At 72.4% G+C, this 25,587-nt stretch carries 16 protein-coding genes and 1 pseudogene; 12 read left to right on the forward strand and 5 right to left on the reverse strand.

The genetic code is table 11. The features are described 5' to 3' along the window. Window positions 1-161 precede the first annotated feature (161 nt). The 3 genes from ACZ67T_RS12945 to ACZ67T_RS12955 all read left to right on the forward strand — a co-directional run bounded on the left by ACZ67T_RS12945 (window position 162) and on the right by ACZ67T_RS12955 (window position 5,413). Window positions 162-1,187, forward strand: a complete 1,026-nt coding sequence (locus ACZ67T_RS12945) for an SMI1/KNR4 family protein (protein ID WP_469983619.1) — start codon at window positions 162-164, stop codon at window positions 1,185-1,187. A 7-nt stretch (window positions 1,188-1,194) separates the two neighbouring features. Beyond that, a complete protein-coding gene (locus ACZ67T_RS12950) occupies window positions 1,195-4,212 on the forward strand; it encodes an SUKH-4 family immunity protein (protein WP_469983620.1) in 3,018 nt (1,005 codons plus the stop codon). Between the two features lie 301 nt (window positions 4,213-4,513). Continuing rightward, a complete protein-coding gene (locus ACZ67T_RS12955; RefSeq protein ID WP_469983622.1) occupies window positions 4,514-5,413 on the forward strand; it encodes a cellulose-binding protein in 900 nt (299 codons plus the stop codon). A gap of 206 nt (window positions 5,414-5,619) precedes the next feature. Here the strand turns inward: ACZ67T_RS12955 and ACZ67T_RS12960 are convergent, their stop codons facing one another. From ACZ67T_RS12960 to ACZ67T_RS12970, 3 genes and pseudogenes are all read right to left on the reverse strand, one after another. Next, window positions 5,620-7,245, reverse strand: coding sequence for a sodium/solute symporter (locus tag ACZ67T_RS12960; protein ID WP_469983624.1), 1,626 nt, complete (start codon window positions 7,243-7,245; stop codon window positions 5,620-5,622). Beyond that, window positions 7,242-7,682, reverse strand: a pseudogene (locus ACZ67T_RS12965) (DUF485 domain-containing protein); the annotation flags it as partial. The pseudogene ACZ67T_RS12965 and the gene ACZ67T_RS12960, both read right to left, overlap by 4 nt. 301 nt (window positions 7,683-7,983) lie before the next feature. Continuing rightward, window positions 7,984-9,612: an MDR family MFS transporter gene (locus tag ACZ67T_RS12970; RefSeq protein WP_469983625.1), complete on the reverse strand. Its 1,629-nt coding sequence runs from the start codon at window positions 9,610-9,612 to the stop codon at window positions 7,984-7,986. 343 nt (window positions 9,613-9,955) lie between these two features. Between ACZ67T_RS12970 and ACZ67T_RS12975 the strand changes: the two genes are divergently transcribed. The 5 genes from ACZ67T_RS12975 to ACZ67T_RS12995 all read left to right on the forward strand — a co-directional run bounded on the left by ACZ67T_RS12975 (window position 9,956) and on the right by ACZ67T_RS12995 (window position 18,832). After that, window positions 9,956-10,744 (forward strand): ABC transporter ATP-binding protein, encoded by a 789-nt coding sequence (locus tag ACZ67T_RS12975; RefSeq protein WP_406106044.1) that lies wholly within the window; start codon window positions 9,956-9,958, stop codon window positions 10,742-10,744. Then, the gene (locus tag ACZ67T_RS12980) at window positions 10,741-13,311 is read left to right on the forward strand and encodes an ABC transporter permease (RefSeq protein WP_469983627.1); all 2,571 of its coding nucleotides are present in this window, start codon (window positions 10,741-10,743) and stop codon (window positions 13,309-13,311) included. The genes ACZ67T_RS12975 and ACZ67T_RS12980 overlap by 4 nt, the downstream gene beginning before the upstream one ends. A 215-nt stretch (window positions 13,312-13,526) precedes the next feature. Then, window positions 13,527-17,057 (forward strand): transcription-repair coupling factor, encoded by a 3,531-nt coding sequence (gene mfd / locus ACZ67T_RS12985; protein WP_469983629.1) that lies wholly within the window; start codon window positions 13,527-13,529, stop codon window positions 17,055-17,057. A gap of 65 nt (window positions 17,058-17,122) precedes the next feature. After that, window positions 17,123-18,001 carry an SCO6745 family protein gene (locus ACZ67T_RS12990; RefSeq protein ID WP_469983630.1) on the forward strand — a complete coding sequence of 293 codons (879 nt, stop codon included), beginning with the start codon at window positions 17,123-17,125 and terminating at the stop codon, window positions 17,999-18,001. Between the two features lie 117 nt (window positions 18,002-18,118). Beyond that, the gene (locus ACZ67T_RS12995; RefSeq protein WP_469983632.1) at window positions 18,119-18,832 is read left to right on the forward strand and encodes an HNH endonuclease family protein; all 714 of its coding nucleotides are present in this window, start codon (window positions 18,119-18,121) and stop codon (window positions 18,830-18,832) included. A gap of 18 nt (window positions 18,833-18,850) precedes the next feature. Here ACZ67T_RS12995 and ACZ67T_RS13000 read toward each other — a convergent pair whose 3' ends face one another. Together ACZ67T_RS13000 and ACZ67T_RS13005 are read right to left on the reverse strand one after the other, a co-directional pair. Further along, entirely contained in the window at window positions 18,851-19,606 is a 756-nt protein-coding gene (locus ACZ67T_RS13000; RefSeq protein ID WP_469983633.1) for a hypothetical protein, read from the reverse strand. Window positions 19,607-19,665: 59 nt separating this feature from the next. Beyond that, entirely contained in the window at window positions 19,666-20,172 is a 507-nt protein-coding gene (locus tag ACZ67T_RS13005) for a hypothetical protein (protein WP_469983634.1), read from the reverse strand. Window positions 20,173-20,370: 198 nt separating this feature from the next. Here ACZ67T_RS13005 and ACZ67T_RS13010 point away from each other — a divergent pair, with 198 nt between their 5' ends. From ACZ67T_RS13010 to ACZ67T_RS13025, 4 genes are all read left to right on the forward strand, one after another. After that, complete coding sequence (locus ACZ67T_RS13010) at window positions 20,371-22,464, forward strand: N-6 DNA methylase (RefSeq protein WP_469983636.1); 2,094 nt, start codon at window positions 20,371-20,373, stop codon at window positions 22,462-22,464. A gap of 160 nt (window positions 22,465-22,624) precedes the next feature. Continuing rightward, on the forward strand, window positions 22,625-23,218 hold the full coding sequence (locus ACZ67T_RS13015; protein ID WP_469983638.1) for a hypothetical protein: 594 nt from the start codon (window positions 22,625-22,627) through the stop codon (window positions 23,216-23,218). Window positions 23,219-23,268: 50 nt separating this feature from the next. Further along, the gene (locus ACZ67T_RS13020) at window positions 23,269-24,753 is read left to right on the forward strand and encodes a serine/threonine-protein kinase (protein WP_469983788.1); all 1,485 of its coding nucleotides are present in this window, start codon (window positions 23,269-23,271) and stop codon (window positions 24,751-24,753) included. A gap of 147 nt (window positions 24,754-24,900) precedes the next feature. Further along, window positions 24,901-25,587, forward strand: coding sequence for a SurA N-terminal domain-containing protein (locus ACZ67T_RS13025; protein WP_469983639.1), 687 nt, complete (start codon window positions 24,901-24,903; stop codon window positions 25,585-25,587).

Raw genomic sequence — 25,587 nt, forward strand, 5'->3', positions numbered from 1 at the left:
TGGTGCGGAAGCTGGGGCGCAGCGACACGCGGGAGTGTGGGCTCATCGTCACGGTGGGGTGACTGCTGGTCATGGAACCGGAGGGCCGGTGACCGGTGTCGTACAACCGCATAGGCTGTCGCTATCCGCGATCCATAACAGTGCCGCAGGGGGCAACCGCCATGACGACAGGTCGGCTCGGGCAGCAAGCCGCGCCGCCGAACGCGGCCTACGCCGGGCAGGTCGTGCACTTCCCGGACCCGGTCCGTGCTGCGCGCCATCCCAGGGGCGTACGGATCGACGGGAACGGCTATCCGGATTTTTCGGCCTACGCGCGTGCCGCGGCGGAGATCGCCGATCCCCCGGAGGGGTTCGGGGTCGATGAGCTGCGGTTGACGGACTATGTGTCGGCGAACGCTGCGATGGCGGCCGCCGGGCATGAGTTGTGGGACACGATCGTGCCGGTGGCGACGCCGCACGGCTGGACCTGGCATCACGTGCCGGGCAGTCGTCGCATGGAGTTGGTGCCGGTCGAGGTGAAGGCGCTGCTGCGGCATCACGGCGGTCTCGCGACGGCGGCGGTGGATCACGGCAAGCGGGGGACGCGTCCGTTGCAGGAGACGCGGCCGGCGCACTTCGGGCTGCCGAAGTCGTCGGTGGCGGTGACGGAGCAGCAGGTCCTCGGTGCCGAGGAGGACTTGGGGTACCGGTTGCCGGGTGCGTACCGGGCGTTCCTGAAGGCGGCGGGCGGGTGCGCTCCGGTGGGGGCGGCGCTGGACGCCGAGCTGGGGCTTCTGGTGGACCAGCCGTTCTTCACGGTGCGGGACGAGGCCGCGGTCAACGATCTGGTGTACGTGAACAAGTGCCTGCGTGATCACCTGACCAAGGACTATCTGGGTGTCGGGTTCGTGCAGGGCGGCCTTCTCGCCGTCAAGGTCAAGGGTGACCGGGCGGGTTCGGTGTGGTTCTGCGCGTACGACGACGCGCGGGACAGCGCGGACACGGCCGGCTGGTCGGTCGCGGAGCGGGTGGAGCGTCTGCTGCTGCCGTGCGGTGACGACTTCGACGCGTTCCTGGCCCGGCTGGCGGGTAACCCGCCGGAGCTGGAGACGGTGGCGAACCTGATGGTGGACGGCGGTTTCGCGAGTGCGGTCGACGCCTCGGGCGCCGCCGTGCCGGCTGCTTCGACTGTCCCGGACGAGGGGTGAGTGTCCGATGGTGACGTTCGCGCAGGCGCAGGAGCGCGCCGAAGAGTGGATCAACGGGGATGTGCCCGGCTATCAGCACCGTGAGGTGCGGGTGCGGGAGTTCGAGCTGGGGTTCGTGGTGTGGGCGGAGGACCGCGAGGGCGGTCCGGTGTCCGACGGCGGGCGGCAGCGGCTCGTCATCGCGCGTGACAGCGGGGACGCTTCGCTGTGGCCGGGGCTGCCGGTGGGTGAGGTGATCCGGCGGTACGAGGAGGAGTACGGGCTGCCGGAGGCTTCGCCGGAGCCGTCGGACGCGCCGCCGGAGCGGGTGGATCTGAATCAGACGTCGTTCCTGTTGAGCCCTCCGGAGTGGCTCCAGGAGGCGGCGGACAAGCTGGGTATTCCGGATCGGCGGGGGGATGCGTCTTCGGCCGGCGGGTCTGGCGCGTCTGCCGGTGCCGGTGCCGGTGCCGGTGCCGGTGCGGGTACGGGTGCCGTCTCCGGTGCCGGTACGGGTTCGGGTGCGTCGGTGCCTGGGCCGGCCGGCCCGGCGCCGGTGGCCGCCGACGCGGGCAGTGGCGCGACGCCGTGGCCCGCTTCGGCCTCGGCGCCTTCCGGGGCGACCCCGTGGGCCGGTACGGACACGAACGCGGACGAGGAGGAGGACCGCTCGGTCGCGCCCCCGGCGACGGTGTTCGCGCCGCCGCTGGTGGACGAGGGCGACGTGCCTGCGCCGATCGCTCCTGAGGCCAAGACGGCGCTGATGTCGGGCGGCAGCCAGCTCCCTCGCACGGCGGTGGCCCCGGCGCTCGACGGGTCGGCTCCCGACGCTCCGGGTGCTCCGACGCCGGGTGCTCCCGACGCGTACGGCTATCCGCAGGGTGCCGGTGTGCAGCAGACTCCGCCGCCGGGCGTCGCGCCGAACTACGGCTATCCGCAGGGTCCGGGTACTCCGCCCGCGCCCAATGTGCCGCAAGGGCAGGGGAGTTCGCAGGGCGGTCAGACTCCGCCGCCCACGTACGGCTATCCGCAGGGTCCGGGCGTGCAGCAGACTCCGCCGCCGGGCGTCGCGCCGAACTACGGCTATCCGCAGGGTCCGGGTACTCCGCCCGCGTCCAATGTGCCGCAAGGGCAGGGGAGTTCGCAGGGCGGTCAGGCTCCGCCGCCCACGTACGGCTATCCGCAGGGTCCCGGTGTGCAGCAGACTCCGCCGCCGGGAGCTCCTGACGCGTACGGCTACCCGCAGGGTCCGGGTGCGCGGCAGACTCCGCCGCCTCCGGGGGCCGGGCAGGACGCGGCCGGGCGGCCGCTCGCGCCCGGGGCCGGCGACATCGCCGACGCCGCGACCAGCAAGGCGCAGGGTCCGCCCCGCGGTGCGCGCGGTGGTGGCGCGACGACTCCGCCGCCGCCCGGTGCCCCGGGCACTCCCGGCGCGCGGCCCTCGGGGCCCGGCGCTCCGGGTATCCCGGCGGGCGGCTACGTTCCGACGCAGCTCGTTTCGCAGCTCGGTCCCGACGGGCCCGAGGCCCCGCCCGCTCCGGGTGGTACGCCGCCCGGCGGTGTGCACCACGCCGCGACGATGCCGGCCGACCCGAGCATGGGTGGCCCCGGCGCTCCCAAGCCGCCCGGAGCGCCCGGCACTCCGGGGGCTCCCAAGCCGCCCGGTCCGCCCGGCGTGCCCGGTGCGGGTGCACCCAAGCCGCCCGGCGCCCCCGGAACTCCCGGTGCGCCGCAGCCGCCCGGTCCGCCCGGCGCTCCCGGGGGTACGCCTCCCGGCGGTGTGCACCATGCCGCGACGATGCTGGCCCAGCCGGGTCCGGCCGGTCCCGGCACGCCGCCCCCGCCGGCGGCGCCCGGCGTGCCCGGCGCACCTGGTGCGCCCGGGGCTCCCGGTGGAGGTGTTCATCACGCCGCGACGATGCTGGCCGGTCCCGGTCAGGCCGGCCCCGGCATGCCTCCTCCCGCGCCGCCGCAGGCGCCGGGCGGGATGCCGATGCCGCCGCCCGTGCCCGGGCAGCAGGTTCCGGGTGGTCCGCCCCCCGCCTCGTACGGGTATCCGCAGCCCACCGGTCAGCCGACCGTCGGGCCCGGCTACCAGGCCGTGCTGCGCTACCGCGCGCCCGACGGCTCCGAGCAGCAGCTGATCCGCCGCTCGGCGCCCGGTACGCCGCACCCGGAGTGGCAGATCTTCCATGAGCTGCGCGGCATGAACGTCCCGCCGGACCAGGTTCTGGAGCTGCACACGGAGCTGGAGTCCTGCGAGCTGCCGGGCGCGTACTGCGCCCGCATGATCCGTGAGCAGTGGCCGCAGGCCAGGATCACGTCCATCGCCCCGTACGGCAGGGACCACGCGTCGCGCCAGCAGGGCATGCAGCAGCTGATCGCGCACCAGGGTGAGTTGCACCAGGTGGCGGACGGTCCGGCGCGGCTCGCGCCGGTGCGTGCGCCGCTGCCGCCCGCGCAGCCGATGCCGCCGGTTCCGCCGGAGGCGGTCGGGCAGGAGCTGGCCGCTGCGTTCGGTCCCGGGGTGTTCCGGTTCGACCAGCGGGCCGTGTCCCGTCAGGGCGTGCCGGACCTCGTGGCGCACACCCTCGTCGTGGCGGGGCTGCCCGCCGACTTCGGGCCGTTCTTCTGGGCGCAGGCTCAGCCGGGCCGTCCGGTGCCGACGCTCGCCGAGCTGGCGCAGGAGCGGGGGGTGCAGCCCGCGGCGGACGCTGGTTCGTACCTCGTGATGGGCAGTGACTTCGGGCGGGCGATCTGCGTCCAGTACGGCACGGCGAACATCGTGGCCGTGCCGGTGGAGGCGGGTCCCGGCGGTGCGCCGGTGCCGCCGCAGTTCGTGAACACGGGCCTGCCCGAGTTCACGCGCAGCCTCGCGGTGCTGGGCCGGATGTGGCCGCTGCGGTTCGGGCTCAACCAGGAGCAGGCGGGCCGCTGGACCGTCGACTTCCAGGCGCAGCTGGCCGCCGTCGACCCGGCGGCGCTCGCGTCGCCGGAGGGCTGGTGGTCGGTGCTGCTCGAGCAGATGTGGGACGGCCTGCTGTAGCCCGTCGGCAGAAGAGAAGTCGAGGAGAGGCGCGCGACCGTATGGGTCGCGCGCCTCTCCTTCTTTCCTCGGGGTTCCCTCTGGGCTCCCTCTCGTTTCCCTCCGGGTCCGTCTTTCTCTGTGCGCCCTTCACGGACGGGGCGGGTGTGAGGTGCCTCGCTCCCTGGGCTCACGATTCCGACTTTCGGCAATATTTGGCGCATCCTTGTCGAGTGAGTTGGGCGGAGTGTCTTGTTTTGAGCGCTTCGGCTCGATCGAGTGCTGGGTAGGAGAGCCGAAGCGGCTGAGAGGGGAATCAAGGATGAGCAGCGGTACGTCGGTGTCGCCCCATGGTTTCGGCACGGGACGGGGCCGCGGCTACCGTCCCGGGCCGGTGGACGCGCTGGCCGCCGAGCTGTCCGGGGCCCTCGACGACGCCCGTGAGCGCGCCGCCCTCCTGGCAGCCCAGGTCGAGGAGCTGGAGGCCGAGGCGCAGCGGCTGCGTCTGGCCGTGACCCGGCTCGCCCCCCAGACGTACGAGTCCCTCGGCGACCGGGCCCGCGAGATCCTCGCCCTCGCCGAGGAGGAGGCGGACGGGGTACGGGCGTCCGCCGCCGATTCCGTCCGGCGGATCACGGCGGACGCCGAGGCCGGTGCGCGGGAGACGCGTGAGGCGGCCCGCGCCGCGGCCGACGCCGTACTGGCCGAGGCCGACCAGTGGGCCGACGAGCGGCTGAGCGCCGACCGGGCCACGGCCGACGGGGTGCGCGCCGCCGCGCGTGACGAGGCGAAGGCATGGCGCGAGGAAGCGCTCGCGGCGCTGGACGAGGTCCGGGAGCGGACCCGGGCGACCCTCGTCGGTCAGGAGAAGGACCACGCCGAGCGGCGGGACGAGGCCGAGCGGGAGATCGCCGGACAGGAGGCCGCGGCGGACGCGCGCGACGCGGAGCGCCTGGCGCTGGCCGAAGGGCGTCTTTCCGAGGCGCGGCGGGTGTTCGCCGAGACGGAGGAGTCGGCGCGGCACGGCCAGGAGGACGCCGAGGCCCGCGCCGCGGAGCTCCTCGCGGAGGCCACCCTGTACGAGGAGGGCGTGGGCCGCGAGACGGAGCGGGTGCTGCGCGAGCACGGCGAGAAGTGGGACGAGGTACGCGCCCACATGGACCACGTCCGCACCACCCTGGCCTCCCTCACGGGCCGAAACCTGTCCGACGAGACGCCGTAGGCGCTGCGGTCACGGGTCGAAGCCCGGCCGACGAGACGCCGGAAGCGCTGCGGTCACGGGCCGTGTCCACGCCGGCGAGGCGTCGTCGTACGCGCGATCGCTCCCGAGCCGCGCTCGCCGCGACCGGACGCCGTAAGAGGGTGTCGTAAGCGGTCCGCCCCCGCCCACGAGGCGCCGTGGGCGGGCGGCGCGGCCCGGGGTGGGCCCTAGCCGCCCTCCTTCCGCGGCGCCTGCCGCGTCACGCCCGCCAGGATCCACGCCTCCACCGCCTCGTACTGGCGGCGCTGGTCATCGGCTGTGCGGCGGCCGGAGGCCATCGTGCCGAGCCAGCCGAAGAGGAAGCCGAGCGGGATCGAGACGATGCCGGTCGTGGTGAAGGGGAACCAGTTGAAGTCCTGGCCCGGGAACGCCGAGGTGGGCGAGCCGGACACCAGGTTGGTGCCCGTCATCAGGATGAGGCAGGACGCCGTGCCGCCGAGCAGCGTCCACAGCAGGCCCGTACTCGTGTAGCGGCGCCAGAACAGGCTGTAGACGAGCGCGGGCGCGAGCGCCGAGGCGCCCAGGCAGAACGACAGCGTGACCAGCGGCTGGAGGTTGTAGTGCTGGACGAGCGTGGCCAGGAGGATCGCGGGCACGCCGACGGACAGCGCCGAGACCCGGGCCAGCGTCATCTCCCTGCGGGCGGTCAGCGGCGCCTTGCGGTGTGCGAAGACGTCGTGCGCGAGGGAGTTGGCGCAGGCCAGGATCATTCCGGCGACCGAGGCGAGCAGCGTGAGGAAGAGCGCCGTGGTGACCGTGGTGAACACCAGCGTCTCCGCCGTGGAGGCGTCCGCGCCGAACGCGGCCCGTGCCCCGAGCAGGTACGCGGTGTTGCCCTGCGGGTCGGCCGCCGCGACGGCGGCCCGGCCGAGGAACGCCGTCGCGCCGAACCCGACGACCGCGATGATCAGTACGAAGAGACCGACCGCCGACACCGCCCAGGACATCGAGCGGCGCACCTCACGCGCGCTGCGCGCCGTGTACATGCGCATCGTGACGTGGGGCAGGCACGCGCCGCCGAGGACGACGGTCAGCTCCGAACTGATCATGTCCAGGCGGGGGTTGGCGGTGCCGGCGAACTGGAGGCCCGAGTGCAGGAAGGCGTCTCCCACGCCGCTGGCCTGCGCGGCCTGTGAGGCGAGGGTGCCCGGGTTCCAGTCGAAGCGGTACAGGATGAGGAGGGCGACGGCGAGGCCGGAGCCGAGCAGCATCACGGTCTTCATGATCTGGATGAGGGCGGTGCCCTTCATGCCGCCGATCGCCGCGTAGCTGATCATCAGGGCGCCGAGCGCGATGACGCAGCCCGTCTTGAACCCCTCGCTGGTGAAGCCGAGGACGAACGCCAGCAGATCGCCCGCTCCCGCGAGTTGGACGAGCATCAGCGGGAGCAGTGCCGCGAGGGTGGCGACGCACGCGGCGATGCGTACGGCGCGTCCCGGCAGGCGGCGGGCGATCACGTCGCCCATGGTGAACCGGCCCGCGTTGCGCAGGGGTTCGGCCAGCAGGAACATCAGGAGCATCAGGGACAGGGACGTGCTCAGGGCGAGGACGATCCCGTCGTAACCGGTGAGCGCGATGACGCCGCCGGTGCCGAGGACGGTCCCCGCGGAGATGTAGTCGCCCGCGATGGCGAGGCCGTTGCGCATCGGGGTGAGGGAGCCGAAGCCGGTGTAGAACTCGTCGAGGTTGTCGCGGTCGGGGCCGGTCATCACGCACAGGAGCAGCGTGATGGTGGCGACCGCGGTGAAGGCGACCAGGGACATGCCCTGGGCCGAGCTGCTGAAGTCCGTCATCGGAAGTTCCCCCCGGGCGTTCCGGCAGCCGGACGCTGGTCCAGCTCCGCTTGTCTGCGCAGCCGGTGGGCGAGCGGATCGACTCGGCGGCGGGCGGTGTATTCGTACAGCCAGAGCGCGAGGCCGGTCACCGGGAGCTGGCACAGGCCGAGGAGGAGGCCGGTGGAGAAGCCGCCGGGGAGCGTGCCCGTCATGAGGGAGGGCGCGAACGCCGACAGGACGAGGAAGAGGGTGAAGTAGCCGAGGGCGGTGAGCGTGGCGACGCGGCGCTGCCAGCGGTAGGCGCTGCGCAGGAGCCGCAGGTCACTGTGGTGGCCGAGCGCGGGGTGGCGGGGGAGCCGGTGCGTGGGCGCGGGAGGTGGGGGAGGGGGCGCCCAGGGGTAGGTGAGGGCGGGGTCGGGCTGCTGTCGGGGGTGCGGCGGTTGTTGGGGGTACGACTGCTGGTGCTCGCCCGGGTACCGGTTCCCGTACTGGCCCTGGCTCGGGTTGCCGTACTGGCCCTGGCTCGGGTTGCCGTACGGGTTCCGGTTCTGGTTCCCGTACTGGCTGCGGCCCGTGGGGAAGGGGCCCTGCCCTGGCTCGTTCTGGTGGTCGGAATATGAGCGGTGCGGTGTGTCGGACATCCCGGTTCTCCTTGCGCGGCTTGGGTCCGCCGGGGATTGCGGACGCAGGGAGCGAGAGGGGAGCCGGAACGTTACTCGTAGGTAGGGGGTTTGCGCGACGGTTCTGGCGAACTGCTCAGTCGGTTTGTTGTGAGAGGGGTGAGTGATGCTGATGCGCAATTTGTGAGCCGGGTGAGTTGCCGGCGGCCCCTGCTGCCGCCTCACCAGGGCCCTCGCCCGCCCGCTCGCCGCCTCGCTCGCCGTCCTGGTCGATCACCGGGAAACGTCGCGGCGCGAGGCACAGCAGGACGACCAGAGCGAGCGCGGCAGCGCCGGCCGCACCCACGTAGACCGAGTCGACGGCCGCCGCGACGGCGCGCCGCAGCCGGTCCGGGTCGGCCACCGAGGCGGGGTCCTCAAGAGCCTTGGCCACCGAGTCGAGGGAGCCCGCGCCGCCGAGGCGCCCGGCGAGCACGGTGTTGGCGACGGCGCCGAACAGCGCGGCGCCGATCGTCTGGCCTATCTGCCGGCAGAACAGGACGGACGCGGTCGTCGTGCCGCGCTCGGCCCACCCGACGGTCGACTGGACCCCGACGATCAGGGGCAGTTGGAAGAGGCCGAGCGCCGCGCCGAGGAGCAGCATGACGAGCGCGGGCTGCCAGGCGGCCCCGGGGTAGGGGAGCAGCGGGAACGCGAGCAGGACGAGGAGCGCGGCCGCCATGCCGACGACGGCCGTGTTGCGGAAACCGATCCTGCGGTACACGTGCTGGCTGAGGGCCGCGGAGACGGGCCAGCTCAGCGTCATCACGGAGAGCACGAACCCGGCGGCCATGGGCGCGAGTCCGAGGACGGCCTGCGCGTAGGTGGGCACGAACACGGTGGGCGCGACCATCAGGAGGCCGAGCGCGCCGAGCGCGAGATTGACGGCCGCGATGGTGGGCCGGCGCCAGACCCAGCCGGGGATGATCGGCTCGGCGGCGCGCCGCTCGACGGCGACGACGGCGCCGACCAGCGCAACTCCCGTACCGAACAGGGCGATCGACGGTGCGGAGAGCCAGTCCCAGGCGACGCCGCCCTGGACGAGCGCGGTCAGGAGCACCCCGCCGCACGCGAACACGGCGAGCGCTCCGGCCCAGTCGATGCGGGCGCGCGGCCCCTTCTCCCGTACGGGTTCATGGAGATGGCGCGCGACGAGCCAGAGAGCGAGCGCGCCGATCGGGATGTTGATGAGGAAGATCCAGCGCCAGCCCGCGTACGAGGCGAGGAGCCCGCCGAGCGCGGGGCCCGCGACGGCCGAGGTCGCCCAGACCGTCGAGAGCCGGGCCTGGATGCGGGGGCGTTCCCTGAGCGGGTAGAGGTCGGCGGCGAGGGTCTGGACCGTTCCCTGGATGGCGCCGCCGCCCAGGCCCTGGACGACGCGGAAGGCGATGAGCGCGCCCATGTTCCAGGAGCCCGCGCACAGGACCGAGCCGACGAGGAAGAGGATGCTGCCGCCGATGAGGACGGGCTTGCGGCCGAAGGTGTCCGACAGCTTCCCGTAGACCGGCAGCGTGACCGTGACGGCGAGCAGATAGCCCGAGAAGAGCCAGGAGAAGACGGAGAAGCCGCCGAGGTCGCCGACGATCTGCGGGACCGCCGTCGAGACGATGGTGGAGTCGAGTGCCGCCAGTGCCATGGAGAGCATGAGCGCGGCGACGACCGCGCCCCGGCGCCGGTCCTTCCCCGTGCCCGCCTGCGTGCCAGCCTGCGATGTCGCGCTGCCCACCGGATTCCTTCCCCCTGCATCTATTTCGCCCCCGACACCATCTCACTTGACCCTGGCGCGGCGGGAGGGTGGAGCGTGACTGCGCAGGAAGGTGGAGCGAACCCCTAGAAGCGCTCCACCGATGGGTGGACTCCCCCTAGGGGGACCTCCGTACTGCGGACAGGGGGCGGTTCGTCCCCCCGGAGGACGAGGGGAGCGGGGGGTTCTTCCTACCTTCGAGGGGTGGGGTTTTCCCCAGGGAAAGACGGTGACCTCCACCAGGGCGCCGGGGCACCCCTCGCCACCAGACTGAAGCACGTCGCACACACCTGACATCCCGCATGACCGACATAGGAGACTTACCGTGACAACGGCTGTGACCATTCCCAGGACCGGGGGCACTGGAGGGCAGACGGCCGTCGCCGCGCGGGCGCGGCAGGTCGTCAAGGCCTACGGCTCGGGTGAGACCCGCGTCGTCGCGCTCGACCACGTCGATGTGGACATCGCCCGCGGCCAGTTCACCGCGATCATGGGCCCCTCGGGGTCCGGCAAGTCCACGCTGATGCACTGCCTCGCCGGCCTCGACAACGTCACGTCCGGGCAGATCTACCTGGACGAGACGGAGATCACCGGCCTCAAGGACAAGAAGCTCACGCAGCTGCGCCGGGACCGGATCGGCTTCATCTTCCAGGCGTTCAACCTGCTGCCGACACTGAACGCGCTCGAGAACATCACGCTCCCCATGGACATCGCGGGCCGCAGGGCGGACAAGGAGTGGCTGGACCGCGTCGTGCGGACCGTGGGCCTGGCCGAGCGCCTCAAGCACCGGCCCACCGAGCTCTCCGGCGGCCAGCAGCAGCGCGTCGCCGTGGCCCGCGCGCTCGCCGCCCGGCCGGAGATCATCTTCGGTGACGAGCCGACCGGGAACCTGGACTCCCGCGCCGGCGCCGAAGTGCTCGGCTTCCTGCGGCAGTCCGTCGACGAGCTCGGCCAGACCATCGTGATGGTCACCCACGACCCGGTGGCCGCCTCGTACGCGGACCGGGTGCTATACCTCGCGGACGGCCGCATCGTCGACGAGATGCTCCGCCCCACCGCGGACGCCGTCCTCGACCGCATGAAGGACTTCGACGCGCGGGGGCGCACGTCATGAGTGCGAACACCGTGATGAAGACCTCCCTGCGCAACTTCTTCGCGCACAAGGGGCGCATGGCCCTGTCGGCCGTGGCGGTCCTGCTGTCGGTGGCGTTCGTGTGCGGCACGCTCGTCTTCACCGACACGATGAACACGACGTTCGACAAGCTGTTCGCCGCGACGTCGTCCGACGTGACGGTCAGCCCGAAGGCCGCCAAGAGCGAGGGCAGCGACACCGGGCGCCCCGAGTCGATGCCGGCCTCCACCCTCGCGCAGGTCAAGCGGGCCGACGGCGTCAAGTCGGCCGAGGGTGCGGTCAGTTCGATGAACGTGACCGTCGTGGACGCGGACAACAAGAACATGGGCTCCGAGAACGGCGGCCCCACGATCGCGGGCAACTGGACGCGCAACGACCTGCGTTCCATGGACATCACCTCCGGACACGCCCCGCGCGGGCCCACCGAGGTCATGGTCGACTCCGACACCGCCGACAAGCACCACCTGAAGATGGGCGACGAGCTGCGCACCATCACCGCCACCGGCGACTTCAGGGCGAAGATCGTCGGCATCGCCTCCTTCAAGGTGACCAACCCGGGCGCGGCCGTCGTCTACTTCGACACGGCCACCGCCCAGCGCGAACTCATCGGCCGGAGCGGCCGGTTCACCCAGATCAACGTCGCCGCCGCCACCGGCGTCAGCGACACCGTGCTCAAGAAGAACGTCGCGGCGTCCCTCGACGGCCCGTACAAGTTCCAGACGCAGAAGGAGACCGCGGACGCCAACCGCAAGGACGTCGGCTCCTTCATGGACGTCATCAAGTACGCCATGCTCGGCTTCGCCGGGATCGCCTTCCTCGTCGGCATCTTCCTGATCATCAACACCTTCTCGATGCTGGTCGCCCAGCGGACCCGCGAGATCGGCCTGATGCGGGCCATCGGGTCGAGCCGCAAGCAGGTCAACCGCTCGGTCCTCGTCGAGGCGCTGCTGCTCGGCGTCTTCGGTTCGGTCATCGGTGTCGGCGCGGGCGTCGGACTCGCCGTCGGCCTGATGAAGATGATGTCCGCGGCGGGCATGGACCTGTCCACCGACGACCTGACCGTCAAGTGGACGACCCCCGTCGTCGGGCTGCTCCTCGGCATCGTCGTCACCGTCTTCGCCGCGTACATTCCGGCCCGCCGCGCGGGCAAGGTCTCGCCGATGGCGGCCCTCAGGGACGCCGGCACCCCCGCCGACGTCAAGGCGGGCGTGGTCCGCGCCCTGATCGGTCTCGTCCTCACGGGCGGCGGCGGCTTCGCGCTCTACACCGCCACCCAGGCCGCCAAGGCGAGCGAGGGCTCCCTGTGGCTCGGCGTCGGCATCGTCGCCACGCTCATCGGGTTCGTCGTCATCGGACCGCTCCTCGCGGGCGGTGTGGTGCGCGTCATCAGCGCCGTACTCCTGCGGATGTTCGGCTCCGTCGGGCGCATGGCCGAGCGCAACGCGCTGCGCAACCCGCGCCGCACCGGCGCCACCGGCGCGGCCCTGATGATCGGCCTCGCGCTCGTCGCCTGCCTGTCCGTCGTCGGCTCCTCGATGGTCGCCTCGGCCACCAGCGAGCTCGACAAGTCCGTCGGCGCCGACTTCATCGTCGAGGGACAGAACGGGTTGAAGCCGCAGGCCGCCGAGGCCATGAAGAAGGCCCCGTACGTCTCCCACGTCACGGAGGTCAAGTACGTCAGGACGAAGCTGACCACGCCCGGCGGCACGAAGGAGGACGAGGAGCTCGTCGCCGCGACGCCCACGTACGCCCAGGACCTGCGGCGCGAGACGACCGCCGGTGAGCTGTCGGCGGCGTACGGGAAGAACGCGATGTCGGTCGGCTCGGAGTTCGCCGGGAAGAACCACCTCGAGGTCGGCGACACCATGAAGGTCGCCTTCGAGCACGGCCGCAGCGCCGACCTGAGGATCGCGGCGATCACGTCGGACGACACGACGTTCGACAAGGGCGCGATGTACATCAACCTCGCGACCGCGAAGCAGTACCTGCCCGCCGACCGGCTGCCGCTCAACGGGATGATGTTCGCCAAGGCGGACCCCGGCAAGGCCGACCAGGCGTACAAGGCGCTGAAGGCGTCGGTCGCGTCCGACCCGACGGTCCACGTCAAGGACCAGACCGACTACAAGCAGACCCTGAAGGACCAGATCGGCCAGCTCCTCAACATGATCTACGGGCTCCTGGCCCTCGCGATCATCGTGGCGGTCCTGGGCGTCGTGAACACGCTGGCCCTCTCCGTGGTGGAGCGCACCCGGGAGATCGGCCTGATGCGGGCCATCGGCCTCTCGCGCCGGCAGCTGCGCCGCATGATCCGCCTGGAGTCGGTGGTCATCGCCCTCTTCGGCGCACTTATCGGCCTCGGTCTGGGCATGGGCTGGGGCGCGACCGCCCAGAAGCTCCTCGCCCTGGAGGGCCTGAACGTCCTGGAGATCCCCTGGCCGACGATCATCGGTGTCTTCGTCGGCTCGGCCTTCGTGGGCCTGTTCGCCGCCCTGGTCCCGGCGTTCCGGGCGGGCCGGATGAACGTACTGAACGCGATCGCGACGGAGTAGCCGCGCGGGGCGGTGCGAACGGGGGAACGGGGACGGCGGCCCCGGAGTGTCCTTCCCGGACACTCCGGGGCCGCCGTGCGCCCTGGGGACCATGCATGTGATGCGCGAACGATCCGCACGCGGGTGTCGGCGGCGCGTCGTAGTCTGGAAGACCCCCGGCCCGTTCGACGTGTCGGGCGGTTCGCGTTGCCCACTCCCCGGGATGGAAGCCCTTCATGAGCCTGCACGGTCTGCTGGACGCCGCAAGTCAAGACCCGGCGCTCGCCGAAGCGGTGAAGGCCGCCACCGACGGGCACCGCCCCCACGTCGACGTCGTCGGCCCGCCCGCCGCGCGGCCCTTCGCGGTGGCAGCTCTCGCCCGGCGGACCGGGCGGACCGTGCTGGCCGTGACCGCCACCGGGCGGGAGGCCGAGGATCTGGCCGCGGCGCTGCGCTCGCTGCTGCCGCCGGACGGCATCGTCGAGTACCCCTCGTGGGAGACGCTCCCGCACGAGCGGCTCTCGCCGCGCTCCGACACCGTGGGCCGCCGGCTCGCCGTCCTGCGCCGCCTCGCGCACCCCCGCACCGACGACCCCGAGACCGGCCCGGTCTCCGTCGTCGTCGCCCCCGTCAGGTCCGTGCTCCAGCCGCAGGTCAAGGGGCTCGGCGACCTGGAGCCCGTGGCGCTGAGGACCGGCCGGAGCGCCGATCTGAACGAGATCGTCGAGTCGCTCGCCGCGGCCGCCTACGCCCGGGTCGAACTCGTCGAGAAGCGCGGCGAGTTCGCCGTGCGCGGCGGCATCCTCGACGTCTTCCCGCCGACCGAGGAACACCCCCTGCGCGTCGAGTTCTGGGGCGACGACGTCGAGGAGATCCGCTACTTCAAGGTGGCCGACCAGCGCTCCCTGGAGGTCGCCGAGCACGGCCTGTGGGCGCCGCCCTGCCGCGAGCTGCTGCTCACCGACGAGGTGCGCGAGCGGGCCGCCGCCCTCGCCGAGGAACACCCCGAGCTGGGCGAACTCCTCGGCAAGATCGCCGAGGGCATCGCCGTCGAGGGCATGGAGTCCCTCGCCCCGGTCCTCGTCGACGACATGGAGCTGCTGCTCGACGTGCTGCCCGAGGGCTCCATGGCCGTGGTGTGCGACCCGGAGCGGGTGCGCACCCGCGCGGCCGACCTGGTGGCCACGTCGCAGGAGTTCCTCCAGGCGTCGTGGGCGGCCACGGCCGGCGGCGGCGAGGCCCCCATCGACGTGGACGCGGCGTCCCTGCGGTCCATCGCCGACGTCCGCGACCGGGCCCGCGAGCTGGACATGATGTGGTGGTCCGTCTCCCCGTTCGCGGCCGACGACGAGCTCGGCTCCGACACCCTCAAGCTCGGCATGCACGCACCCGAGTCGTACCGCGGCGACACCGCGCGGGCGCTCGCCGACACCAAGGGCTGGCTGTCCGACGGCTGGCGCACCGTCTACGTCACCGAGGCCCACGGCCCCGCGGCCCGCACCGTCGAGGTGCTCGGCGGCGAAGGCGTCCCCGCCCGCCTCGACCAGGACCTCACCGAGCTCGCCCCGGCCGTCGTGCAGGTCTCCTGCGGCTCCATCGAGTACGGCTTCGTGGACCCGGCCCTGAAGCTGGCGGTCCTCACCGAGACGGACCTGACCGGCCAGAAGGCGGCGGGCAAGGACGGCCAGCGCATGCCGGCCCGCCGCCGCAAGACGATCGACCCGCTCACCCTCGAATCCGGCGACTACATCGTCCACGAGCAGCACGGCGTGGGCCGCTACATCGAGATGGTCCAGCGCACGGTCCAGGGCGCGACCCGCGAGTACCTCGTCGTCGAATACGCCCCCGCCAAGCGCGGCCAGCCCGGCGACCGCCTCTACATCCCCACCGACCAGCTGGAGCAGATCACCAAGTACGTCGGCGGCGAGGCCCCGACGCTGCACCGCCTGGGCGGCGCGGACTGGACGAAGACGAAGGCCCGCGCGAAGAAGGCGGTCAAGGAGATCGCCGCGGACCTGATCAAGCTGTACTCGGCGCGCATGGCGGCGCCCGGCCACCCCTTCGGCCCGGACACGCCCTGGCAGCGCGAGCTGGAGGACGCCTTCCCGTACGTGGAGACCCCCGACCAGCTCACGACCATCGCCGAGGTCAAGGAAGACATGGAGAAGACGGTCCCGATGGACCGCCTGATCTGCGGCGACGTCGGCTACGGCAAGACGGAGATCGCTGTTCGCGCGGCGTTCAAGGCTGTCCAGGACGGCAAGCAGGTCGCGGTCCTCGTGCCCACGACCCTCCTCGTCCAGCAGCATTTCGGGACGTTCTCCGAGCGCTACTCGCAGTTCCCCGTCAACGTACGGGCACTGTCGCGCTTCCAGACGGAGACCGAGTCGAAGGCCACCCTGGAGGGCCTGCGCGACGGGGCGGTCGACATCGTCATCGGCACGCACCGCCTGTTCTCCTCCGAGACGAAGTTCAAGGACCTCGGCCTCGTCATCGTCGACGAGGAGCAGCGCTTCGGCGTCGAGCACAAGGAGCAGCTGAAGAAGCTGCGCGCGAACGTCGACGTCCTCACGATGTCCGCGACCCCCATCCCCCGTACGCTCGAAATGGCCGTCACCGGCATCCGCGAGATGTCGACGATCACCACGCCGCCGGAGGAGCGCCACCCGGTGCTCACCTTCGTGGGCCCCTACGAGGAGAAGCAGATCGGCGCGGCCGTGCGCCGTGAACTGCTGCGCGAGGGCCAGGTCTTCTACATCCACAACCGCGTCGAGTCCATCGACCGCGCGGCGGCCCGCCTGCGCGACATCATCCCCGAGGCGCGCATCGCGACGGCCCACGGCCAGATGTCCGAACAGGCCCTGGAACAGGTGGTCGTGGACTTCTGGGAGAAGAAGTTCGACGTCCTCGTCTCGACGACGATCGTCGAGTCGGGCATCGACATCTCGAACGCGAACACCCTCATCGTCGAGCGCGGCGACAACTTCGGCCTCAGCCAGCTCCACCAGCTGCGCGGCCGCGTCGGCCGAGGCCGCGAGCGCGGTTACGCGTACTTCCTGTACCCGCCGGAGAAGCCGCTCACCGAGACCGCGCACGAGCGTCTCGCCACCATCGCCCAGCACACGGAGATGGGCGCGGGCATGTACGTGGCGATGAAGGACCTGGAGATCCGCGGAGCGGGCAACCTGCTCGGCGGCGAGCAGTCGGGCCACATCGCGGGCGTCGGCTTCGACCTCTACATCCGCATGGTCGGCGAGGCGGTGGCCGACTACCGGGCCGCCGTCGAGGGCGGCGTCGAGGAGGAGCCGCCCCTGGAGGTCAAGATCGAGCTCCCGGTCGACGCGCACGTCCCGCACGACTACGCGCCGGGCGAGCGGCTCAGGCTGCAGGCCTACCGCGCCATCGCCTCCGTGAACACGGAAGCGGACGTCAAGGCGGTCCGCGAGGAACTCACCGACCGCTACGGCAAGCTGCCCGAGCCGGTCGAGAACCTGCTGCTCGTCGCCGGCCTGCGTATGTTCGCGCGGGCGTGCGGCGTCGGCGAGATCGTCCTCCAGGGCAACAACATCCGCTTCGCCCCCGTGGAGCTGAGGGAGTCGCAGGAGCTGCGCCTCAAGCGTCTCTACCCGGGCACGGTCATCAAGGCGGCCGCGCACCAGGTGCTCGTCCCGCGCCCGAAGACCGCGAAGGTGGGCGGCAAGCCGCTGGTCGGACGCGAACTCCTGGGCTGGGTCGGGGAGTTCTTGACGTCGATCCTCGGTTCGTAGAGTCTCGCGGGACGGGCCCGGGACCTGTCCGGGGCGGGGTGAGTGCGACGAGGGGACGGTCGGTCATGTCCGAGAGCGCTGAGGTCGGGCCCGGCAGGGTGCGCCAGATGTGGCACCTCGTCGAACCGCTCCACGCGGTGCTGTACTACGCGCCCGAGGCCTTCGAGGAGGCGGCCGGGCTCGGGTTCCGGACCGACGAGCGCTGGCCGAGCTACTTCGCCTGGCGTGCCGCCCCGCTGGGCGCCGCCGGGCCCACACGGGTGGCCTCGGCGTTCTACAGCTTCAACCCGGACATGGTCGCCGAGCACGTACCGGCGGCGTGGCGGACCGCGGCACCGGACGCGGTCCTCGCGGGACGGCTGCGCTCCGTCGACCGCGCGTACCGCACGCTCTTCGGCGAGCGGATCGACGGCCCCGAGTTCGCCGAGGCCGCCGCGCTCGCCCGCAGGGCCGCCGAGGCGGTGAACGTCGAGGGCCGCCCCCTGGCCGCCGCCAACGCCGGCCTGCCCTGGCCCGAAGCACCGCACCTCGTGTTCTGGCAGGCGGCGACGGTCCTGCGCGAGCACCGGGGCGACGGTCATCTCGCCGCGCTGCTCGCGGCCGGCCTCGACCCGGTCGAGGCACTCGTGTCGTTCGCGGCGGTGGGCGCCGCTTCCGCGCAGACGTTCACCAGCCGGGGCTGGAGCCGGGACCAGTGGGACGCCGCGCGGGAACGGCTCGCCGCACGGGGCCTGCTGGACGAGACGGGCTCCGCCACGGAGGACGGGAAGGCCCTGCGGGCGGAGGTGGAGGAGCGTACGGACGAGCTGGCCGCCGCACCGTGGCGCACGCTCGGCGCGGTGGACACCGCCAGGCTCTCCGACCTCCTCGGGCCCCTGTGGGTGGAGGTCCTCGGCTCCGGACTGCTGCCGTCGGAAACGACACTCGGCATCGGGAAGGTGTGAGCGGCAGGCGCGACCGGGAGGTGTGGCTGCTTCCGCGAGCCCCGGTGCGCCCGGGTGACGGGCGCGTTCACCCGATACGGTGACACCGAAACCGGACTAGCAGGGGGGAGCGTCGTGATGCGAGGCGCTGGGCGGGCCGTCGCCGCCGTACTGGTGACCGTGGCCGCCGCCACCGGCTGCACCGTGGAGAAGCAGGGCGGGGCGGGGTCGGGGCCCGAGTACAAGGCGGGCAGTGCGCTCGACGCCGTGAACTCGCTGACCGTCAAGGGGCGGGCGCCCAAGACCGGTTACGACCGGGGCCGCTTCGGCAGCGCCTGGGCCGACACCGATTCGAACGGCTGCGACACCCGGGACGACATACTCAAGCGGGACCTGACGGGGGTGAAGTTCCGCGACGGACGCTGCACGGTCGTGTCGGGGACGCTCGCCTCCGACCCGTACACCGGCAAGGAGATCGCCTTCGCGCGCGGTCGAAGCCAGGTCGACATCGACCATCTGGTGGCCCTCTCCGACGCCTGGCAGAAGGGCGCACAGAAGTGGGACCCTAGCAAGCGCATCGCCCTCGCCAACGACCCGCTCAACCTCCTCGCGGTGGACGCGGGCCCCAACCGCAGCAAGGGTGAGGGCGATACGGCGACCTGGCTGCCGCCCCGCAAGGGGTACCGGTGCACGTATGTCGCCGGGCAGGTCGCCGTGAAGAAGAAGTACGGGCTGTGGGTGACGGCCGGTGAGCGGGACGCCATGAAGCGCGTGCTGTCGACCTGTCCGGACCAGGCTCTGCCCACGGGCGGCAATCCGACGTCGGCGCCGGAGCGCTTCCACGCGCGCTGAGCCTTCGGGCCCGGTCGGTCAGCCGCCCATCTTGTCCAGGTCGACGATGTCCTTGTCGGCCGGCGGCGCGGCCTCGACCGGCTTGTCGTAGTCCGAGAACGTGAGCGAGCCCGGCTCCTTGGCGGACTTGGTGACGAGCTTGAGCACATACGGCTTGCCCTCGGTCGCGATGTAGAGCGTGTACGTGTCCTTGCCGTCGGTCTCGGTGACCGTGAACGCGGGCGTGCCGTCGACCGTCGTCGCCCTGCCCTTGCGGGCGAGGGTGTCATTGCTCTTGAACTCGGCGAGCATCGAGTCGAGATCGCAGAAGTCCGCCATGTCCTTGGCGTCGGGGCTGTCCGCCTTCGACTTCATCCAGCGGCCCGCGAGCATCTTCACGACGGCGTCGGTGTCCGCCTTGGACTCCCCCTTGCTCTGGGCGCGCAGGAACGCCTCGTCGGACTTGAGGTACACGGTCGGGCCCGTCTTGATCAGGTCGACCTTGCCCTGTCCGTTCATGCCCATCGAGCCGGTGCACTCGCCCTTCCTGTCGAGGGCGACGTCGAGGGCGATCTGCCCGCCGTCCCCGTCGGCCGCGTTGCCCTTGATGGTGAGGGACGAGGCGCTGCGGGTGGCCTTCATCGCCTTGTTGGTGATCTCCGGTCCCGACAGGTCGGCGAAGGGGGCTTTGGGCTTGTCGCCCGCCCCGGAGGCCCCGCCGGGGCCGCACGCTGTGAGGGAGACGGCGGCCGTGACCGCGGTGAGGCAGAGGGTGGCAAGTGTGCTGCGGCGCATGGGAGTTCTCCCCCGGGAAGTGGTTGAGGTGGTGAAGGCGGAGCGGTGGTGCACGGCCGTCAGAAGTTGCCGTTGGTGATGATCTCGCCGTCGGCGTCGTAGACCGTGACCAGGCCGTTCTTGCTGTCCTTCCAGTCCGCGAACGCGGAGGCGATCAGCTTGGAGGGGCCGGAGCCCTCGCCCGTCAGGCCGCCGGTGAAGTCGGTGTAGACGTCGGCGCTGTCGAGGATGTCGTTCTGCTGGTCGGCGCCCTGGACCTTGAGGACGTGGGCGACGGCGTCCTTCTCCTTGGGCGTGCCGTTCTTCGCCACGAAGGCCTTGAACTGCTCGGCCTGCGAGGCCTTCGACGCGCCCTTGTCGCCGGCGTCGGACTTGGCGGCGCCGTCGGCCTTGCCGGCCTTGCCGGCCTTGTCGCCGGAGCCGCCCGCGTTCTTGTCCGCGGCGGCGGAGGTACCGCCGCCGTTCCCCCCGTTGCCGTTGTCGCCGTCACCCGAGTTCGCCGATACGACGCCGATCACGACGATTCCGACGACCGCACCCAGCGCGACCTTGGTCTTCATGCCCATGGCTGATCCCCCCACAGAAGGCGGCCCCCCGATTCCGGCGACCGCTCGTTTCGATGGGTCAATAAGAGCAGAGCCTGTGAACCGAGTCAACACGATTCACGAAGTTGAGTGTGTACACGCTCGTGAATGGGGTGCTTACGCGTTCGCGGGTATGCTCGGCGCCACAGTCATGTGGGGGAGCCGAGGGGAGCACGCCGGGTGCAGGACAACGCCACTGAAGTGACCGCGGCCGGGATCGCCCGGCTCGCGGGGGTCGGCCGCGCCGCCGTCAGCAACTGGCGCCGCCGCCACCCCGACTTCCCCAAGCCCGTCGGCGGCACCGAGACCAGCCCCTCCTTCGCCCTCACCGACGTCGAGAACTGGCTGCGCGAGCAAGGAAAACTCGCCGAGGTCCCGCTGCGGGAGCGCGTCTGGCAGCAGCTCGCCGGACACCCCGCGGGCCCCGGCGTCGCGCTCCTGCACGCCGGCTGCGCCCTGCTCCTCGTCCACGACCGGCCCACCGACTGGCTCGAACTCGCCGCGGTCTTTGACGAGCACCTCGCCCAGCGCCTCCCGGCCGCCCTCGACGACGTCCTGAACCGCCGCTTCGGACCCCGCGACGAGCGCGCCGTGCACCTGCCCGACACCGGACTCCTGCCCTCCGTCCCGCTGCTGCGCGGCGCCGCCGAACTCGCCGCGGAACTGGGCGCCCGTCAGACGTACGAGTTCCTGCTCGGCCGTCATCTCGACGCCAACCCGCGCCAGTACACGCTCACGCCCGCGGGTCCCGCCCAGCTCATGGCCGCCCTCGCCGGATCCGCCCGCACCGTCCTCGACCCGGCCTGCGGCACCGGCGCCCTGCTGCGCGCCGTGCGCGACCTCGCGCCCGAACCGGACCAGCGCCTCTACGGTCAGGACAGCGCCCCCGACCTCGCCGCCCTCACCGCCCTGCGCCTCGCACTCGGCACCCCCGCCGCCACCGACGGCGCCACGGTGCGCACGGCGGCCGGCGACACCCTGCGCGCCGACGCGTTCCCCGACGTCCGCGCCGACGCCGTCCTCGCCCACCCGCCGTTCAACGAACGCAACTGGGGCCATGACGAACTCGCCTACGACGCCCGCTGGGAGTACGGCTTCCCGGCCCGCACCGAGTCCGAACTCGCCTGGATCCAGCACGCGCTGGCCCGCCTGCGTGACGGCGGCACCGCCGTCCTGCTGATGCCGCCCGCCGCCGCCTCCCGCCGCTCGGGCCGCCGCATCCGCGCCGACCTCCTGCGCCGCGGCGCCCTGCGCGCCGTGATCGCCCTGCCCGCGGGCTCCGTCCCGCCCAACAACATCCCGCTCCACCTGTGGGTACTGCGCCGGCCCGGCGCCGACGCAGTACCCGCGCCCGAACTCCTCCTCGTGGAGACGACCGGGGGCGGCCCGGCCGGCTCCGCCGACGGACGCGACAAGCTGCCGTGGGAGCAGGTCCAGCAGACCGTGCTCGACGCCTGGCGCCCCTTCGACCGCGACGGCACCCTCGAGGAACTGCCCGGCATCGCCCGCTCCGTGCCCGTGATCGAGCTGCTCGACGACGAGGTCGACCTCGCGCCCGCCCGCCGGCTGCCGCCCCCGGCCGCGGGCGGCGGCGCCGAGGAGCTCGCCGCGGTCCGCACCCGGCTCGGCGACACCCTGCGCCTCACCGCCGACCGCGCCCCCGACACCCCGCCCGCCGCGCAGTCACCGGCCCGATGGCCCCAGACGACGGTCGGTGAACTCGCCCGCGCGGGCGCCCTGTTGCTCCGGACCACCACGGCGACCGCGGCGGCATCGGGTCCCGCCACCGGCGCCGCGCGCGTGCCCGTCCTCACCGACCACGACGTCCTCGCCGGAACCGCGCCCTCCGGCTCACCTCAGGGCGGGGAAGAGGAGCCCGTACTCGTCGAGGCGGGCGACGTCGTCGTGCCCCTGGCCGGCGGCGGCGCGGTCGTCCGCGTCGTCGACGAGGCCACCGCGGGCGCCGCGCTCGGCCGTGGCCTGACCCTGCTGCGCCCCGACCGGGCAGCCCTCGACCCCTGGTTCCTCGCCGGGTTCCTGCGCGGCACCGCCAACAACCGGCAGGCCAGCAGCTTTGCGTCCACCGCCACGCGCCTGGACGTGCGCCGCCTCCAACTGCCGCGCCTGCCGCTCGCCGACCAGCACCGCTACGGCGAACGCTTCCGCGCCCTCGCCGAGTTCGAGGACGCACTGCGCCAGGCCGCGCGCCTCGGTGAACAGCTCGTGCGGGGCCTGCACGACGGACTGACGGACGGCACGCTCGGCCCCGAGTGACGCGTTTGACATCCGTACGACAACGGTTCCGTACAACCCGGCGCGGGTTGTCGGAGTCGGCCTATACGCTCGACACACAAAGGACCCGTCAGCAGGAGCAGCAGGAGCAGCCATGCACGGCCAGGGCCACATGCCACCGCCACAGCGCCCGTCGCATGGCGTGCAGATCGGATTGCGCGTCCTGTTCGTGGCGCTCACGGTGCTGAGCTTCGGCTTCCTCGCGTGGACGGCGCTGCTGCGCCTCGCGCTGACGACGCGCAGCAGGACGGACTGGATCGTCTTCGCGTCCGGCGCCGCCCTCCAGGCCGGCACGGTCGTGCTGCTCGCCACGGACCCGGGCGTCGAGGAGTTCACGACGTGGCGGGGCGACGCGGGCATGACGATCCTCCTGCTCACGCTCGCCGGAGTCGTCTCGTACTACCTGGTGGCCGACATCCGCCACGGCCGCAAGGAGCGCCTCGGGTTCTACGGCGGCGGCTACGCGAACGGATACCGGCCGCAGCCGCCGCCGCTCCAGCAGCCCGCGTACGGGTATCCGCAAGCGCAGCACTACGCGCCGCCCACGCCGCAGCCCGCTCCTTTGCCGCCGCAGCCCGTGCACGACCAGCTCACCCAGACCGCGGGCCAGGCCCCCACACCCGTGCCCACCCCCGCACCGCAGCACCAGGCGCCGCCGCCCCACCGCATCGACCAGGTCCGCGCGGAGCTCGACGAACTCAGCGACTACCTGCGAAAGCAGGAAGGCGGACGGTGACCCACCCCCTGAACGCGTCCGGCGGTCAACTCGTCGCCGGGCGCTACGAGCTGTCCACCCTCATCGGCCAGGGCGGCATGGGCCAGGTCTGGACGGCGTACGACCAGCGGCTCGACCGGCGCGTCGCCGTGAAGCTGCTGCGCCCCGACCGCGTCGCCGGCCAGGAGGCCGACGAGCTGCGCCGCCGCTTCGTGCGCGAGTGCCGCGTCACGGCCCAGGTCGACCACCCCGGCCTGGTCACCGTCCACGACGCGGGCACCCAGGGCGAGGACCTCTACCTCGTCATGCAGTACGTCGACGGGGCCGACCTCTCCGACCACCTCGCCGAGCACGACCCCTACCCGTGGCAGTGGGCGGTCTCCGTCGCGGCCCAGCTGTGCGCCGTCCTGTGCGCGGTGCACGCCGTGCCGATCGTGCACCGGGACCTCAAGCCGCGGAACGTGATGGTCAAGCAGGACGGCACCGTCACCGTCCTCGACCTCGGTGTCGCCTCCGTGCTCGACACCGACACCACCCGCCTCACCCACACCGGCTCCCCCATCGGCAGCCCCGCCTACATGGCGCCCGAACAGGCCATGGGCGGCGCGGTGGGCCCCTACACGGACCTGTACGCGCTCGGGGTGCTGCTGCACGAACTCCTCAGCGGAGACGTCCCGTTCGCGGGCTCCACCGCCCTCGGCGTCCTGCACCGCCACCTCTACGAGCCGCCCCTGCCGGTCCGCCGGCTGCGCCCCGAGGTCCCCGAAGCCCTGGAGGCCCTCGTCCTGCGCCTGCTCGCCAAGGACCCGCAGCACCGGCCGGCCTCCGCCCAGGAGACGTACGAGGCCCTGCTCCCGCTGCTGCCCGCGCGCGGCATACCGAGCGGCGGCCCCCTCGACCCGACCCGCCCCTTCCTGCGCCCGCACGCCCCCTGGCCCGACCGCGCCCGCACCCCCGCCCCGCAGCCCGCCGCGCCCACCCCCCACACCGACAAGCCGGACGTCGCGAGCGCCGTCGACGAGGTCAAGCGCCTCCTCGGCGAGGGCCGCATCACCCAGGCCGTCGACATCCTCGGCGCGATCCTGCCCGCCGCCGCGGCTCAGCACGGCGAGCACTCACCGGTCGTCCGCACGCTGCGCAAGCAGTACGCCGCCACGCTCATGGACGACGGCCAGTACCGCCGCGCACTGCCCGAGCTGCGCCGCCTCGCCGACGAGCGCGCCGCCGAGGCGGGCCAGGCCGACCCGCAGTCCCTCCAGTTCCGCTACGAGGCCGCGCAGTGCCTGGAACAGCTCGGCGAACCGGCCGCCGCACTCGCCGAGTACCGGGCGCTGCTCCCGTACTACGAGAACCAGTACGCGACGACGGACATCACGCTTCCCCTCGAAGTCCGGCGCCGCATCGGCCACTTGCTCCTCGCTCTCGGCGACCGGGCCGCCGCGCACGACACCCTCGTACGCCTCCTGCACGACGCGGAGCGCCTGCACGGGCCGGGTCACCCCTTCCCGGCCGAAATCCGCCGCACCTTGCAGTGGCTGGGGCAGGTCCGGGGCTGAGCCGGGGCGGGCCGGGCGCGGGGGAGTGCCTCAACTCCTGGCGAATCGTTGGGTCGAATAGGTGGCCGAGAGCACGGCCACTGCCTAACATCGATCACCGCCGGACTTTGTGCACCGACGCACAAACTCGTCGCAGGGAGGCCCACCTTGCACCGCCGCAAGAGCAGCAACAGCCGCCGCACCGCGCTCGTCCTCTCCACCGCCGCCGTAGCCGCGGTCCCCCTCCTCACCGCCTGCGGCAACGACGCGCATCCCGGCGCCGCGGCCGTCGTGGGCAGCGACCGCATCACCGTCTCCCAGCTGGAGAACCGGGTGAACGAGGTGCGCGACGCCCAGCAGGCCGCCACCAAGGACGACCAGCAGTACGAGCAGGCCATCGCCAAGTCCGGCAACCTCACCCGGAACACGCTCCACTCCATGGTCTTCGACCGCGTCCTGCACCGAGCGGCCGCCGACGCGGGCGTCACGGTGACCCGCAGGCAGATCCAGGAGCGCAAAGCCGCGATGGCGCAGCAGGCCGGCGGCGTCCGGCAGCTCGAGCTCGCCCTGCTCGAGCAGTACAACATCGCGCCCGAGCGCATCGCGGACAGCGCCCGCACCGACCTCGAGGTGATGGGCCTTGCCCAGAAGGTCGGCGCGAACATGCAGTCCCAGTCCGAGACCGACCAGGCCCCCTTCTGGAAGGCGCTCGACCAGGCCTCCAAGGAGCTGAACGTCGACCTGAACCCGCGCTACGGCACCTGGGACATCGCCAAGAGCCATGGCCGCGCCGACGCGAAGACGCCCTGGGTGCGCGAGGTCACGTCCCCGAAGACGGACCAGCAGACGGCGTAG

It is taken from the genome of Streptomyces sp. NPDC107517 (genome assembly GCF_055582645.1).